This is a genomic window from Thioalkalivibrio sulfidiphilus (assembly GCF_000377945.1).
Taxonomy (GTDB): domain Bacteria; phylum Pseudomonadota; class Gammaproteobacteria; order Ectothiorhodospirales; family Ectothiorhodospiraceae; genus Thioalkalivibrio_A; species Thioalkalivibrio_A sulfidiphilus_A.
Window position 1 is genome coordinate 67,247 of the sequence record NZ_KB898932.1, and the last position, 14,599, is coordinate 81,845.

Here is a 14,599-nt window from a genome sequence, read left to right on the forward strand (position 1 = left end):
CCCACTTCTTACTTTTTGAACCGTTTGTAACTCCACGCATACTGCTCCGGACACTGTCTCACCAGGGTCTCCACGGCCTGGTTGATGGCGGTGGCGGCCTCCACCGGGTCTTCGGCGTACAGGCCCTCGGGGGCGGGGATGCAGTGATAGCGGTAGCCCCGGCCCCGGGGCAGGCGCTCCGCGTAGGCGAAGATCACCGGCACCCGGGCGGGTGCCGCCAGCCGTGCCAGCAGGATCATGGTGTAGGCCGGGTGGCCGAAGAAGGGGGCGAACACACCGCTGGAGCCCTTCGGCGTCTGGTCCGGCAGCATGCCGATCAGTTCGCCCCGTTCCACCGCCTGGCGCAGGGCCTTGATGCCGCCGGGGGTGGTGGGCACCAGCCTGGCGCCGGTGGCCTGGCGGGAGCGGCGCAGCAGACCGTCCAGGGCCTTCTGACGGGGCGGGCGGTAGAGGCTGGTCATGGGTCCCAGGGAGGCGGCATGCAGGCCGGCGAACTCCCAGCTGCCCAGGTGGGGCGAGACCAGGAACACGCCCCGGCCCTCGGCCAGGGCCCGCTCCACGTGTTCCCAGCCCTCGATCCCGTCCAGCAGGGCGGCGATGCGCCTGGGGCCGGCGCGCCATAGCCAGGGTGCCTCGGTCAGCGCCTTGCCGGTCTCCATCAGGCTTCTGCGTGCCACCCGGCGTCGCCAGGTCTCGGATTCATCCGGATAGCAGCGTGCCAGGTTGTCCAGGGAGATGCGCTTGAGGTCGTTGGGCAGCAGCCAGGCGAGCCAGCCGAGACCCGCGCCGAGGGCGTGATTGACGGGCAGGGGCAGCCGGGCCAGCAGACCCAGCAGCGCGCGCAGCAGCAGGCCATCCATGGGGATGCTCAGGCCCGCTTGCGGGCAGGGACGGCGGGTGCCTCGGGGATGTCCTCAAGGCCCTGGGACATGAGCGGCCTGAGGGTGGAGAGCAGGTTGCGGAACAGGCGGGGCTGTTCGGCCTCTTCCCGGGCCAGCAGTTCCTTCATGTGCTGGCGCTGGGTGGGCATGTCGAAACAGGCCGGGCAGTTCTCGCTGATCACCGGCAGCCCGGCGGCCTCGGCGAAGGCGGCCGTCTGGCGCTCGCGCACGTAGACCAGGGGACGGATCACCCGCAGGTCGCCGGCGTCGATGCGGTAGTGGGCCTTCATGGTCTTCAGGCGGCCGCCGTGGAAGGCGCTCATCAGGAAGCTCTCCGCCAGGTCGTCCAGGTGCTGAGCCATGGCCAGCACGTTGAAGTCGTGCTCCCGGGCGGTGCGGTACATGAGGCCGCGCTTCATGCGCGAGCAGAAGGCGCAGTAGGAGTCGTTGTCCATGTGCTCGGTGGCCAGCTCCATGATGGGCTCGCGCACGTAGTGGTACTCGACCCCCAGTGCCTTCATGTAGGGGATCAGGGGCGAGGGGTCGAAGCTCTCGCTCTGGGGGTCGATGGTCACCGCGGCCAGGTCGAAGCGCACCGGGGCGCGGCGCTGGAAGTGGTGCAGCAGGTGCAGCAGGCTCAGGGAATCCTTGCCGCCGGACAGGCCCAGCAGCACCCGGTCGCCGTCGGCGATCATGCGGAAATCGCCCAGGGCCTTGCCGGTGAGGCGGATCAGGGATTTGGGGGGTGCGATGAAGTCGGTCATCCGACCGAAGATACGTGCCATTCAGGGTGCGGGCAAGGGCCCTGGCCACCAGGGAGATGCGGGCATAAAAAAACCCCGGCGCCATCCTGGCACCGGGGTTTGGCCGTCCTGGCCCCTTGGTGATTAAAGCGTCCCTGGTGGGATCCGTTCCACACCCGAATCCGACGTCCTATCGAGTGTCCGGGGTTCCCTGAAACCTCCTCCCCTGGAGGGCGATACCATCATTTCCCATTCCGTGGCGTGAGAAAAGGCCCGAAAACGGCCATTTTTGTAGGATTCTTCCACAATTCGTGTAGGCCTAGGCCTACACAGACGCTTTTGGGCTGTTTGGGGCTATGATGGGACCCATTCGGACAGGCCTCGAGGTCCTCGATCATGCGTGTGCTCTACCCGCCCATCGACCCCTATCACATGGAAACCCTGGCCGTGGACCAGACCCACCGGCTGCACCTGGAGACCTGCGGCACTGCCCAAGGTCTGCCGGTGGTGTTCCTGCATGGCGGCCCCGGTTCCGGCTGCGAGCCCTGGCATCGGCGTTTCTTCGATCCCGCCGCCTACCGCATCGTGCTGTTCGACCAGCGGGGCTGCGGCCGCTCCCGCCCCCACGCCTCCCTGGAGGACAACACCACCGCGCACCTGGTGTCCGACATGGAGCGCATCCGGGAGCATCTGGGCATCGAGCGCTGGGTGGTGTTCGGCGGCTCCTGGGGCTCGACCCTGGCGCTGGCCTATGCCGAGGCCCACCCTGAGCGGGTGCTGGGACTGGTGTTGCGCGGCATCTTCCTGTGCCGGCCCCGGGACATCCAATGGTTCTACCAGGAGGGCGCCGGGCGCCTGTTCCCCGACTACTGGGAGGACTACATGGCGCCGATCCCCGAGGCGGAACGGGACAACATGGTCTCCGCCTACCATCGCCGGCTCACCGGCGAGGACGAGGTGGCGCGCATGGCGGCCGCCAAGGCCTGGTCCGAGTGGGAGGGACGCACCGCGACGCTGCTGTCCAATCCGGGGGTGGTGGACCATTTCCGCGATCCCCACGTGGCCTTGAGCCTGGCGCGCATCGAGTGTCATTACTTCATGAACCAGTCCTTCCTGGAACCGAACCAGCTGCTGCGCGACGCCCACCGCCTTGCGGATATCCCCGGCACCATCGTGCACGGCCGCTACGACGTTGTCTGCCCGCTGGACCAGGCCCATGCCCTGCACCGGGCCTGGCCCCGGGCGAAGCTCGAGATCATCCCGGATGCGGGCCATTCCGCCGGCGAACCGGGCATCGTGGATGCCCTGGTGCGGGCCACGGACGAACTGGCCGCGATGTTGCGATGATCGCCCTGCTGCAGCGGGTCAGCGAGGCCGCGGTGCGTGTGGACGGCGAGACCGTGGGGGCCATCGGCCCCGGCATCCTGGCCCTGATCGGCGTGCAGCGGGGCGACACCGAGGCCCAGGCGGCGCGCCTGCTGGAGCGCATCCTGGGCTACCGCCTGTTCGAGGATGCGGCCGGGCGCATGAACCTGAGCCTCCTGGACACCGGCGGCGGCCTGCTGCTGGTGCCCCAGTTCACCCTGGCCGCCGACACCCGCAAGGGCATGCGCGCGAGCCTTACCCCGGCCGCCGAGCCCGGGCTCGGCAGGGCGCTGTTCGATCACCTGGTCTCCCTGGCAGTCTCGGCCCACACGCCCGTGGCTACGGGCCGCTTCGGCGCCCACATGGCGGTGAGCCTGGTCAACGACGGCCCGGTGACCTTCTGGCTGGAAGTGCCGCCGACCAGCTAACGGACAATTCAGAATTCAAGATTCAAAATTCAAGATTCAAGATTCAAAGGAAACGTCACCCCCTTTGAATTTTGAATTTTGAATCTCGATCTCCCTGCGGCACCGCCCCGGTGCGCCCGCCCTGCCCTGGTGCGCGGACGGTCGGATCTATCGTGCCCAGGCGCCATTCATCACCCGGCATCCGCCGCCGGTCATGGATCTGTCCTCTGGCATGGGCCTTGCTCATTCACAAGCAAGGCCCAGCAAGAGGACGAGAGATTCCATGACCCTGCACCGATCCCGTTTCACCCCCCTGATGCTCATCACGGCCCTGTGCCTGTTCCCGGCCGTCACCCAGGCCGCGGAGTCCGGGCCGCCGGACTGGCTGCCCGCCCTGGACACGGTCTGGCTGGCGGTGGCCGCCGCCCTGGTGTTCTTCATGCAGGCGGGTTTCGCCCTGCTGGAGAGCGGCATGTCCCGGGCCAAGAACGCCGTCAACGTGGTGATGAAGAACTACGTGGACGTGTGCCTGGGCAGCCTGGCCTTCTGGCTGGTGGGCTACGGGCTGATGTTCGGCTTCAACCCCACCGGCTGGTTCGGCCAGTCCCATTTCGCCCTGATCGGCGCCGAGAACGGCGACTACATGGCCCTGCTGTTCCAGACCATGTTCGCCGCCACCGCCGTGACCATCGCCAGCGGCGCCATGGCCGAGCGCACCCGCTACCAGGCCTACCTGCTGGGCGCGGTGCTGATCACCGCCATCATCTACCCCGTGTACGGCAGCTGGGCCTGGGGCAGCGCCCACGGCGGCGAGGGCTGGCTGGCCAGCCTCGGCTTCATCGATTTCGCCGGGTCCACGGTGGTGCATTCCATTGGCGGCTGGGTGGCCCTGGCTGGCGTTATCGTGCTGGGACCGCGCCTGGGGCGCTTCGGCCCCAATGGCGAGCGCCGGCCCATCCATGGCCACAACCTCACCCAGGTGGCCCTGGGCGGCTTCATTCTCTGGGTGGGCTGGTTTGGCTTCAACGGCGGCAGCACCGGCGGCGCCGATGTCTCCATCGGCCTGATCAACCTCAACACCCACCTCTCGGCGGCGGCCGGCGCCGCCGGCGCCCTGATCCTGCTGGCCATCCTGCGACAGCCGGTGCTGCTCACCACCACCGTGAATGCCTCCATCGGCGGCCTGGTGGGCATCACCGCCGGCGCCGCCACCATGGACCCGCACTTCGCCGTGGTCACCGGCCTGGTCTCGGGCATGATCGTGGTGGCGGGCACGCGCCTGCTGGAGTCCCTGGGCCTGGACGACGTGGTGGGCGCGGTCTCGGCCCACGGCCTGGCCGGCGCCTGGGGCACCCTGGCGGCGGGCCTGTTCCTGGCCGGCGACCTGTTCAACCCCATGCAGGTGGCGGTGCAGATGATCGGCATCCTGGCGGGCTTCCTGTGGGCCTTCCCCATGGCCCTGCTGATGTACTTCCTCATCGACCGCACCGTGGGCCTGCGCGCCTCCACGCTGGACGAGCAGCGGGGTCTCGACTTCAGCGAGCACTACGAGATCGGCTATCCGGAGTTCCAGGCCGATGTCCTGCACAAGGGCAAGGGGTGAGCGTCATGGCCGTGGACAGCAGGGAATTGCGTCGCCGCCGCCGCGCCATCTTCACCGGACTGTGCTCCCTCATGGACGAGGCCGCCGCCCGTGAGGGTCTGGGCCTCTGGGAGCGGGAGTTCTCGGACAAGCCCGTGTACGCCCTGCACGACTTCCTGGCGCGCATCTGCCGGCAGGCCGGGCTGGAGGCGCGGCGCGGCGAACTGCACCGGGCCCTGGTGCGCGCACTGTCCCTGGACGAGGCGGACCTGGCCCCGGACCCGGGTCCCTCGGACCGGGGTGCCGTCCCTGCGGCCAGTGCCTCGCCGTCCCTGCCGCCGGGCGCCTTGACGGTGTTCGAGTCCCTGTACGGGGGCCTCATGGAGGGGCTCGTGCAGCGGCAGGTGGAGACCGGGGTGCGGGTGCGGGTGATGCAGCGCCTGGTGGGCCTGGGTCTGCCGGCGGGTCTGCGCGGGCAGGTGACCGACTGGATCACGGGGGAGGCGGCGCACCTGCCCCAGGCCGTGGGCCTGGAGGGCCTGCGCGGCCTGTTGCACCTGACCTACGTGGCCGCCTGCGAGGAGGTGGGGCCCGTGAGCGCGGACAGGCTGCTGGCGGAGGCGGTCAGGGTGACGGAGAAGCTGGGTGAGGCGGAGGTGTTTTCGCCGAGAGCACTGCTGTAGAGGCGATTCAACATTCAAGATTCAAAATTCAAAGGGGGTGTGAGCTTTTCTTTGAATTTTGAATCTTGAACTTTGAATTGCAGTCATCAGCCTCCCCGGCTGCCTTTCTCAAGACTCTCGGCGCCGTGGGCGCCGGCCATCTGGTGCATGCCTTCCATGTCGATCAGCTGCACCAGCTTGCGGTTGACCTCCAGCAGGCCGAGCTGCTGGAAGCGGGTGAACAGCCGGCTGACCGTCTCCACCGCCAGGCCCAGGTAGTTGGCGATGTCGTTGCGGGACATGGTCAGGTTGAATTCCTGGCGGGAGAAGCCCCGTTCGCCGAAGCGCTTGGACAGGCTCAGCAGGAAGGCGGCCAGGCGCGCCTCCGAGGACTTCTTGCCCAGCAGGGTCATGAGGTGTTCGTCGAACTGGATCTCCCGGCTCATGATGCGGAACAGCTGACGCTGCAGCCCCGGAACCTGGCCAGCCAGGTCTTCCAGCCGGTCATAGGGGATCTCGCACACCGAGGTGGTTTCCAGGGCCCGGGCGGTGCAGGGGTGGATGCCGTCGCTGATGGCATCCAGGCCCAGGAGTTCGCCGGGCAGGTGGAAGCCGGTGACCTGTTCCAGGCCGTCGTCGCTGATGGAGGAGGTCTTCACGGAGCCGGCCCGCACCGCGTACAGGGCCTGCATGCGGTCGCCGGGGCGGTACAGGTACTCGCCCCGCTGCAGGGGCCGGCGGCGGTTGATGATGCGCTCCAGCGCGTCCAGTTCCTGGTCACTGACCCCCATGGGGATGCACAGGTCGTGGAGGCTGCAGTTGCTGCAGGCCTTCTTCAGGCCATGCAGATCGATGATATTGGACGTGGGCATGCGTGGTTCCCGTGGTGAGGAGGTGTCCCTGTACCTACCTTAATGCTCAAGATACCCGAAGGCTTCGCGGCCCTACAAGCAGCACGCCACTACAGGCCCGCAATTCTCACCACCCTTCATACTGCGGCCGCCGATCTGCTCGCTGTGACGGCGCGTGTCAGGGCCGGTGGCTGTGATATGATCGCAGGTCGATCAATCCGCGGATTTATTGCACCCATGTCCGAGCGTATCGCCGAAGTCTCCCGGGACACCCTGGAAACCCAGATCCGGGTCCGTATCAACCTGGATGGTCAGGGCAAAGGCCAGTTCGACACCGGCCTGCCGTTCCTGGACCACATGCTCGACCAGGTGGCCCGGCACGGCGTGGTGGACCTGGAGATCGTCGCCAGGGGTGACCTGCACATCGATGCCCACCACACGGTGGAGGACATCGGCATCACCCTGGGCCAGGCCATGGCCAGGGCCCTGGGCGACAAGAAGGGCATCCGCCGCTATGGCCATGCCTACGTGCCCCTGGACGAGGCCCTGTCCCGGGTGGTGGTGGACTTCTCCGGCCGTCCCGGCCTGGAGTACCACGTGGACTACCCCCGGGCACGCATCGGCGACTTCGACGTGGACCTGTTCGGCGAGTTTTTCCAGGGATTCGTCAATCATGCCGCCGTGACCCTGCACATCGACAACCTGCGCGGGCGCAACGCCCACCACGTGGCGGAGACCATCTTCAAGGCCTTCGGCCGCGCCCTGCGCATGGCCGCCGAGCCGGACCCGCGCATGCAGGGCACCACCCCCTCTACCAAGGGCTCCCTGTAGGCCGCGACACCCGCATCCCGAGCAAGGCAGCGATCATGAACACCGTGGCAGTGGTCGATTACGGCATGGGCAACCTGCGCTCCGTGGTCAAGGCCCTGGAGCACGAGGCTCCGGCGGGCACCCGCGTGCTGCTCACCGACAGCCCCGGGGACATCGCCGCCGCCGAGCGGGTGGTGTTCCCCGGCCAGGGCGCCGCCCGGGACTGCATGGCCGCGCTCATCGCCCGGGGCCTCGATGCCGTGCTGCGCGAGGTGGCCGCCAGCCGTCCGTTCCTGGGCATCTGCATGGGCATGCAGGTGCTGGTGGACTATAGTGAAGAGAATGGCGGCACCCCCTGCCTGGGCATCCTGCCCGGCACGGTGCGGTTTTTCGGAACGGATCTGCGGGACGCCGGCAGCGGCGACCGCCTGAAGATTCCCCACATGGGCTGGAACCAGGTACATCAGGAAGGCGCGCACCCCCTGTGGCGGGACATCCCCCAGGACAGCCGCTTCTATTTCGTGCACAGCTATCACCTCGAGGCCGGCGACCCCGCCCTGGTGGCCGCCACCACCGAGTACGGCATCCGCTTCACCTCGGCCATTGCCAAGGACAACATCTTTGCCATCCAGTGCCACCCTGAGAAGAGCGCGGCCGCGGGCCTCACCCTGCTCAGGAACTTCATGCGCTGGGATGGGCAGCCACAGTCATGATCCCAGGAGACTCGAGCATGTTGGTGATTCCGGCCATTGACCTGAAGGATGGCAAGTGCGTGCGTCTGCGCCAGGGCAGGATGGACGACGCGACGGTGTTCTCCGACGACCCGGTGGAGGTGGCCGGTCGCTGGGTGGAGGCCGGGGCGCGCCGGCTGCATATCGTGGACCTGGACGGGGCCATCTCCGGCGAGCCACGCAACGCCGGCATCATCAGCGAGATCGTCGCCCGCTACCCGGACCTGCCGGTGCAGGTGGGCGGCGGCATCCGCGACGACGACACCGTGCAGGTGTACCTGGACGCTGGCGTGCAGTGGGTCATCATCGGCACCAAGGCGGTGAGCGCGCCCCATTTCGTCAATGACCTGTGCCTGGAATTCCCCGGCCACATCATCGTCGGCCTGGACGCCAAGGACGGCAAGGTGGCCATCGACGGCTGGTCCAAGCTCTCCAACCACGACGTGATCGACATGGCCATGCACTTCGAGCAGGACGGCGTGGCCGCCATCATCTACACCGACATCTCCCGGGACGGCATGATGCAGGGCGTGAACGTGGAATCCACGGTCAAGCTCGCCCAGGCCGTGCACGTGCCCGTGATCGCCTCCGGCGGCGTCACCAACCTGGATGACATACGCCGTCTGTGCGCCGTGAGCGAGGAGGGCATCGACGGCGTCATCGTCGGCCGCGCCCTCTACGAAGGCACCATCGACCTCGCCGAGGCCCAGAAACTCGCCGACCAGTAGGTTCTGCCCGGCGGGTTTCCTTGCCACTAGCCACTAGCCACTGCCCCAATGCTCGCCAAACGCATCATCCCCTGTCTCGACGTCGACAACGGCCGCGTGGTCAAGGGCGTCAACTTCGTCGAGATCCGCGACGCCGGTGACCCGGTAGAGATCGCCCGGCGCTACGACGCCGAGGGCGCCGACGAGATCACCTTCCTGGACATCACCGCCAGCCACGACGAGCGCGAGACCATGGTGCACGTGGTGGAGCAGGTGGCCACCGAGGTGTTCATCCCCCTGACCGTGGGCGGCGGCATCCGGCGCATGGAGGACATCCGCCGCCTGCTCAATGCCGGCGCCGACAAGGTCTCCATCAACACCGCCGCGGTGTTCAACCCGGACTTCGTGCGAGAGGCCGCCGACAAGGTGGGCTCCCAGTGCATCGTGGTCGCCATCGATGCCAAGCGGGTCTCCGGTCCCGGCGAGGCGGATCGCTGGGAGATCTTCACCCATGGCGGTCGCAAGCCCACGGGCCTCGATGCGGTGGACTGGGCCCGGCGCATGGTGGACTGCGGTGCCGGCGAGATCCTGCTCACCAGCATGGACCGGGACGGCACCAAGTCGGGCTTCGACATCGAGCTGACCCGGGCGGTCTCCGATGCGGTGCGGGTGCCGGTGATCGCCTCCGGCGGCGTGGGCACACTGCAGCACCTGGTGGACGGCGTCACCCGGGGCCATGCCGACGCGGTGCTGGCCGCCAGCATCTTCCACTTCGGCCAGCACACCGTGGGCGAGGCCAAGCGATTCATGGCCGAGCAGGGCGTGGAGGTCCGCCTCTGACGGCCTTTTCCCCGCGCCGGGCCGCGCTCCCCCGTGGTTTAACCCGAATGTTTCATGAACTGCGCGCGCCCTCGCTTGTCTCTTGTCCGCACAGGGGATTTTCCTCACTCGGCCGTATAGCCCGATACGGCGCTCCCTTGGAAAATCCCCTGTGCGGCCAATATCCCGCGCGATCATCGCGCGAATTCATGAAACATTCGGGTTAAACTTTCACAATTAACGTATAAAGTCGAAGACTCCGGCGCATTCCGCCGGCGAGAACAGCATGTCCCCAGACTGGCTAGACACGATTCACTGGAACCCGGATGGCCTCATCCCGGCCATCGCCCAGGAGACCGGCACCGGCAAGGTCCTGATGCTCGCCTGGATGAACCGGGAATCCCTGCAGCGCACCCTGGAGACCGGCGAGGCCGTATACTGGTCCCGCTCCCGGCAGCGTCTCTGGCACAAGGGCGAGAGCTCCGGCAACACCCAGCGGGTGGTGCAGATGCGCCTGGACTGCGACCGGGACACCCTGCTGCTGGAGGTGGAGCAGCGCGGCGGCATCGCCTGCCACACCGGGCGCCACAACTGCTTCTACCATCGCTACCAGGATGGCGACTGGCAGGTGGTGGAGCCGGTACTCAAGGACCCGGATCAGATGTACGGTGATAAGACATGAGCAGTGATCGGATCCTGGAAGAGCTGGCGCGGGTGCTCGAGGCCCGCAAGCAGGCGGCACCGGACAGCTCCTACGTGGCCGGCCTGTATGCCAAGGGCCTGGACGCGATCCTGAAGAAGGTGGGGGAGGAGGCCACGGAGACCGTGGTGGCCGCCAAGAACGGGGACCCGGAGCAGATCGTCTATGAGACGGCGGATCTGTGGTTTCATTGCCTGGTGATGCTGGCCCATCAGGGCCTGGGTCCGGAGGCGGTGCTGGCCGAGCTGGGGCGGCGTTTCGGTGTCTCGGGCATCGAGGAAAAGGCCAGTCGGGCCAAGTAGCATTCATAACTATTACATAACGATTTAGAGACTTACCGGAGAACGCAAATGGGTATCGGTGGCATCAGCATCTGGCAGCTCCTGATCATTCTGGTCATCGTCGTGCTTCTGTTCGGCACCAAGAAGCTGCGCAACATGGGCGGCGATCTGGGCAGCGCCATCAAGAATTTCCGCAAGTCCGTGCGTGACGGCGACGAGAAGGAGGGCGAGGAAGACACCACCGCCCGCCGCGAAATGGAAGACAAGACCGAAGGCCGGGTGATCGACGCCGAGGCCAAGAAGGAATCCGGCAAGGACAAGGAACGCCAGGCCTGATGTCGCGTGCTTGGCGGGCGCGCGCCTGCGCGCCCGCCAACCCGTGACAGAGCACTGCCATGTTCGACGTCGGCTTCTGGGAAATCCTCGTAATCCTGGTGGTGGCCCTCCTGGTGGTGGGCCCCGACCGCTTGCCCGGTCTTGCCCGGGAGGTGGGTCTGTGGGTGCGCAAGATCCGTGGCTTTGTCACCAACGTGCGCGCCGACATCGAGCAGGAATTCCAGACCGACGAGCTGCGCAAACTGCTCAACGAGCAGAATAAGGAGATCAGCCAGCTGAAGAACATGATGAAGGAGACCGAGGACAGCCTGCGCCACGAGGTGGAGGAGACCTCCTACCTGGTCAAGTCCATCGAGAACGAGGTCAAGGACGAGCAGGAGGGCTTCGCCGAGGAGGGGGATTTCGGTGAGCAGGCCACCCGTCTGGTGAAACAGCGCAAGACCGAGGCCGACACCAGCAAGGTGTCCGATGCCCAGCCGGCCGCCCAGGAAACCCCGCCCGCCAAGGATCGTGATGAGCCCAAAGCCTGAGCAACCGGCACCCGGTGCCCAGGGGGAAGGCACCCTGCTGAGCCACCTGTTCGAGCTGCGCAACCGTCTGCTGCGCATGGTGCTCGCCATCCTGGTGGTGTTCCTGGTGCTGTTCCCCTTCGCCAACCAGATCTACACTGCCCTGGCCGAGCCCCTGATGGCGCACCTGCCGGAAGGCAGCAGCATGATCGCCATCGAGGTGGCCGCGCCCTTCCTGATCCCCTTCAAGCTGGTGCTGCTGCTGGCGGTGGTGCTGACCATCCCCTACCTGCTCTACCAGGTCTGGGGCTTCGTCGCCCCGGGTCTCTACAAGCACGAGAAGCGCCTGGCCGCGCCGCTGGTGATCTCCAGCACCCTGCTGTTCTACACGGGCATGGCGTTCGCCTATTTCGTGGTCTTCCCGCTGATCTTCGCGTTCTTCACCAGCACCGCCCCGGAAGGGGTGGCGGTGATGACCGACATCGCCCGTTACCTGGATTTCGTCATCATGCTGTTCCTGGCCTTCGGCATCGCCTTCGAGATGCCGATCGCCACCATCCTGCTGGTGTCCCTGGGCGTGACCACGCCCGAGAAGCTGGCCCAGAAGCGGCCCTACGTGATCATCGGCGTGTTCGTCATCGGCATGGTGCTCACCCCGCCGGACATCATCTCCCAGACCCTGCTGGCCCTGCCCATGTGGCTGCTGTTCGAGATCGGTCTGCTGCTGTCCCGAATCATGCAGCGGCGCCGCGCCAGGGAGGCTGCGGAGGCCGGTGAGTCGGAGGCCCAGTACGACGACGCCGAGTGGAGCCAGGAGGACATCGACGAGGGTGTCTCCCGGCCCAAGCCGAGGCCCAATCCGCTGCGCGAACGGCATGCCGCCGCCAAGGCAGCCGCGGCTGCGTCTGCCGCCGGCAGCGGCACCGCCAAGTCCGATTCGGCCACCGGGGATGATGAGTATCGCCCCCTGAGCGACGCGGAAATGGACGCCGAGCTGGACCGTCTGGCCGATGAGGAGGCCCGCGGCTGGCAAGCCCCGGAGACCGACAAGAAGGACGACAGGAAGGACGAGGGCGAGAAGAAGGATTCGGATCAGGATAAGGGCGGTAAGGCGTAATTTGCAGTGGCTAGTGGCTAGTCTCAAGTGGCAAGGAAGACCACCCCAACCCTCTCCCAGAGGGAGAGGGGATAACTTAGCATTTTCGCCACTAGCCACTAGCCACTAGCCACTAGCCACTAGCCACTAGCCACTAGCCACTAGCCACTAGCCACTAGCCATCCTCTCACGCTCCAACAGCATCTGCTAAAATACCCCTCCCCGGCCCGGATCGAAGCCTCTCCAGCTCTCCGTGCCCACCCGTCATTCATCGCACCCGGAACGACGCCCCATGAGCGAAGACCACAAGACACCCCGCTGCCCCACCCTGCTCATCATCATGGATGGCGTGGGCATCAACCCCAGCAAGATCAACAACGCCGTCGCGGAGGCGCGCACGCCGCGCCTGGATGAATACTTCTCCACCCACGTGCACACCACGCTGGACGCCTGCGGCCGGGCGGTGGGTCTCCCGGACGGGCAGATGGGCAACTCCGAGGTGGGTCACCTGACCCTGGGCTGCGGTTCCGTGGTGCGCCAGGACCTGGTGCGCATCGATGATGCCATTGCCGATGGCAGCTTCTTCGAGAACCCGGCGCTCAACGGCGCCGCCCAGGCCGCCAAGGCGGCGGGTCGCCCCCTGCACCTGCTGGGCTTGGTGTCCGACGGCGGCGTGCACAGCCATGTGCGCCACCTGCAGGCACTGATCCAGCTGTGCCAGCGCCTGGAGGTGAAGCCCCTGGTGCACATGATCACCGACGGCCGAGACACCGCGCCCAAATGCGCTGCCAATTACCTGGATGAACTGGAGCCCCTGCTGGCCGAGGCGGGCGGGCGCATCGCCACCGTGAGCGGGCGCTACTACGCCATGGACCGGGACAAGCGCTGGGATCGGACCAAGAAGGCCTTCGACGCCCTGGTGCACGGTGACGGCGAGCGCGCCGCGTCCGCCGCCGCGGCCATCGAGTCCGCCTATGCGGCGGGCGAGACCGACGAGTTCATCAAGCCCCGGGTGATCGACCCCGAGGGCATGCTCAGGCCCGGTGATGCCCTGGTGTTCTTCAATTTCCGCAACGACCGGCCCCGGCAGATGGCCGCCGCTCTGGGCATGGACGAGTTCGACGGTTTCGACCGGGGCGATTTCAAGCCCGTGTCCGTGACCTGTCTGACCGAGTACGACCCCCGCTTCCTGTCGCCCATCGGTTTCCCGCCGGAGCGCCCGTCCATCACCCTGGGCGAGGTGATCAGTACCGCCGGGATTCGCCAGTTCCACTGCGCGGAGACCGAGAAGTACGCCCACGTGACCTTTTTCTTCAACGGCGGCAAGGAAGAGCCCTTCGCCGGTGAGGACCGGGTCATGGTGCCCTCGCCGCCGGTGGCCACCTATGACGAGCAGCCGGAGATGAGTGCACGAGAGGTGGCCGACGAGACCATCAAGGCCATCGAGAGCGGCCAGTATGGCTTCATCGTGGTGAACTTCGCCAACGGCGACATGGTGGGTCACACCGCCGTGCGCGAGGCGGTGATCAAGGCCGTGGAGGCCCTGGACGCCCAGGTGGGCCGGGTGCTGGATGCCGCCAAGGCCAAGGGCTTCTCGGTGCTGCTGACCGCCGATCACGGCAACTGCGACGAGATGGTGGACCCTGTCACCGGCGAGCCCCATACCCAGCACACCATGTACCCGGTGCCGTTGCTGCTGATCGACCGGGATCGCTGGCGCCTGACCACCGGCGGCGGCCTGAGCGGCATCGCCCCCACGGTGCTGCAACTGATGGGGCTGCCCCAGCCCAAGGCCATGCGCAGCAAGTCCCTGCTGCTCTCGGGGACGGCGCCGGCGGGCTAGGAGCCTGGGCGGTAGAAGTTTTCGGTCGAGCATAAATCGATGCTGATCTGCGGGGGCCGGGTGGCGCCGGGACTGTTATCCAGCCACAGTGACCGGCATGCAGGGTCACCCGGCGTCACAGTGGGCCGCCGGCCCCGCACTGGCGGGGTGTCGGTTATGCCGGGCGCCATCCCAAGCGCTGCATCCGTCGCAGGTTGAGCGCCAGACACACCAGATTCCATTCACCCGTGACCGCTTCAAGCCCCCGGACACTGAAGCGGCGAAAGCCCATCGCCT

The 14,599-nt window shown here is 66.9% G+C and carries 18 protein-coding genes; 14 read left to right on the forward strand and 4 right to left on the reverse strand.

What is annotated here, in order from left to right; all coding sequences use genetic code 11:
* Positions 1 to 8: 8 nt before the first annotated feature.
* Together D580_RS0106630 and D580_RS0106635 are read right to left on the reverse strand one after the other, a co-directional pair.
* Positions 9 to 860, reverse strand: coding sequence for a lysophospholipid acyltransferase family protein (locus D580_RS0106630; protein WP_018953639.1), 852 nt, complete (start codon positions 858 to 860; stop codon positions 9 to 11).
* A gap of 8 nt (positions 861 to 868) precedes the next feature.
* The gene (locus tag D580_RS0106635) at positions 869 to 1,645 is read right to left on the reverse strand and encodes a tRNA 2-thiocytidine(32) synthetase TtcA (protein ID WP_018953640.1); all 777 of its coding nucleotides are present in this window, start codon (positions 1,643 to 1,645) and stop codon (positions 869 to 871) included.
* Positions 1,646 to 2,020: 375 nt separating this feature from the next.
* Here D580_RS0106635 and pip point away from each other — a divergent pair, with 375 nt between their 5' ends.
* The 4 genes from pip (at position 2,021) to D580_RS0106655 (ending at position 5,661) form a co-directional block, all read left to right on the forward strand.
* Complete coding sequence (gene pip / locus D580_RS0106640) at positions 2,021 to 2,971, forward strand: prolyl aminopeptidase (RefSeq protein WP_018953641.1); 951 nt, start codon at positions 2,021 to 2,023, stop codon at positions 2,969 to 2,971.
* Positions 2,968 to 3,417 carry a D-aminoacyl-tRNA deacylase gene (gene dtd / locus D580_RS0106645; protein ID WP_018953642.1) on the forward strand — a complete coding sequence of 150 codons (450 nt, stop codon included), beginning with the start codon at positions 2,968 to 2,970 and terminating at the stop codon, positions 3,415 to 3,417. The genes pip and dtd overlap by 4 nt, the downstream gene beginning before the upstream one ends.
* 262 nt (positions 3,418 to 3,679) lie before the next feature.
* Positions 3,680 to 4,999 carry an ammonium transporter gene (locus D580_RS0106650; protein ID WP_018953643.1) on the forward strand — a complete coding sequence of 440 codons (1,320 nt, stop codon included), beginning with the start codon at positions 3,680 to 3,682 and terminating at the stop codon, positions 4,997 to 4,999.
* 5 nt (positions 5,000 to 5,004) lie between these two features.
* Positions 5,005 to 5,661 (forward strand): hypothetical protein, encoded by a 657-nt coding sequence (locus D580_RS0106655; RefSeq protein WP_038043302.1) that lies wholly within the window; start codon positions 5,005 to 5,007, stop codon positions 5,659 to 5,661.
* Between the two features lie 86 nt (positions 5,662 to 5,747).
* On the opposite strand, the gene fnr is transcribed toward D580_RS0106655, so the two are convergent.
* The gene (fnr, locus tag D580_RS0106660; protein ID WP_018953645.1) at positions 5,748 to 6,512 is read right to left on the reverse strand and encodes a fumarate/nitrate reduction transcriptional regulator Fnr; all 765 of its coding nucleotides are present in this window, start codon (positions 6,510 to 6,512) and stop codon (positions 5,748 to 5,750) included.
* Positions 6,513 to 6,728: 216 nt separating this feature from the next.
* On the opposite strand from fnr, the gene hisB reads away from it, so the two are divergent.
* The 10 genes from hisB to gpmI all read left to right on the forward strand — a co-directional run bounded on the left by hisB (position 6,729) and on the right by gpmI (position 14,323).
* Entirely contained in the window at positions 6,729 to 7,322 is a 594-nt protein-coding gene (hisB, locus tag D580_RS0106665) for an imidazoleglycerol-phosphate dehydratase HisB (RefSeq protein WP_018953646.1), read from the forward strand.
* Positions 7,323 to 7,357: 35 nt separating this feature from the next.
* Positions 7,358 to 8,014 (forward strand): imidazole glycerol phosphate synthase subunit HisH, encoded by a 657-nt coding sequence (gene hisH / locus D580_RS0106670; RefSeq protein ID WP_018953647.1) that lies wholly within the window; start codon positions 7,358 to 7,360, stop codon positions 8,012 to 8,014.
* A gap of 17 nt (positions 8,015 to 8,031) precedes the next feature.
* Positions 8,032 to 8,760, forward strand: coding sequence for a 1-(5-phosphoribosyl)-5-[(5-phosphoribosylamino)methylideneamino]imidazole-4-carboxamide isomerase (hisA, locus tag D580_RS0106675; RefSeq protein WP_012636803.1), 729 nt, complete (start codon positions 8,032 to 8,034; stop codon positions 8,758 to 8,760).
* 48 nt (positions 8,761 to 8,808) lie between these two features.
* The gene (gene hisF / locus D580_RS0106680) at positions 8,809 to 9,579 is read left to right on the forward strand and encodes an imidazole glycerol phosphate synthase subunit HisF (RefSeq protein ID WP_018953648.1); all 771 of its coding nucleotides are present in this window, start codon (positions 8,809 to 8,811) and stop codon (positions 9,577 to 9,579) included.
* 265 nt (positions 9,580 to 9,844) lie between these two features.
* Positions 9,845 to 10,240 (forward strand): phosphoribosyl-AMP cyclohydrolase, encoded by a 396-nt coding sequence (gene hisI, locus D580_RS0106685; RefSeq protein WP_012636805.1) that lies wholly within the window; start codon positions 9,845 to 9,847, stop codon positions 10,238 to 10,240.
* Positions 10,237 to 10,560: a phosphoribosyl-ATP diphosphatase gene (locus tag D580_RS0106690; RefSeq protein WP_012636806.1), complete on the forward strand. Its 324-nt coding sequence runs from the start codon at positions 10,237 to 10,239 to the stop codon at positions 10,558 to 10,560. Before hisI ends, D580_RS0106690 begins: the two co-directional genes overlap by 4 nt.
* A 48-nt stretch (positions 10,561 to 10,608) precedes the next feature.
* Positions 10,609 to 10,875 carry a Sec-independent protein translocase subunit TatA gene (tatA, locus tag D580_RS0106695; protein WP_012636807.1) on the forward strand — a complete coding sequence of 89 codons (267 nt, stop codon included), beginning with the start codon at positions 10,609 to 10,611 and terminating at the stop codon, positions 10,873 to 10,875.
* 59 nt (positions 10,876 to 10,934) lie between these two features.
* Positions 10,935 to 11,405, forward strand: a complete 471-nt coding sequence (tatB, locus tag D580_RS0106700; RefSeq protein ID WP_018953649.1) for a Sec-independent protein translocase protein TatB — start codon at positions 10,935 to 10,937, stop codon at positions 11,403 to 11,405.
* Positions 11,389 to 12,501 carry a twin-arginine translocase subunit TatC gene (gene tatC, locus D580_RS0106705; RefSeq protein ID WP_018953650.1) on the forward strand — a complete coding sequence of 371 codons (1,113 nt, stop codon included), beginning with the start codon at positions 11,389 to 11,391 and terminating at the stop codon, positions 12,499 to 12,501. The genes tatB and tatC overlap by 17 nt, the downstream gene beginning before the upstream one ends.
* Before the next feature lie 271 nt (positions 12,502 to 12,772).
* Positions 12,773 to 14,323: a 2,3-bisphosphoglycerate-independent phosphoglycerate mutase gene (gene gpmI, locus D580_RS0106710; RefSeq protein ID WP_018953651.1), complete on the forward strand. Its 1,551-nt coding sequence runs from the start codon at positions 12,773 to 12,775 to the stop codon at positions 14,321 to 14,323.
* A 154-nt stretch (positions 14,324 to 14,477) separates the two neighbouring features.
* Here gpmI and D580_RS16120 read toward each other — a convergent pair.
* The coding region (locus tag D580_RS16120) for a transposase (protein WP_155999695.1) at positions 14,478 to 14,599 on the reverse strand (122 nt) is incomplete at its 5' end.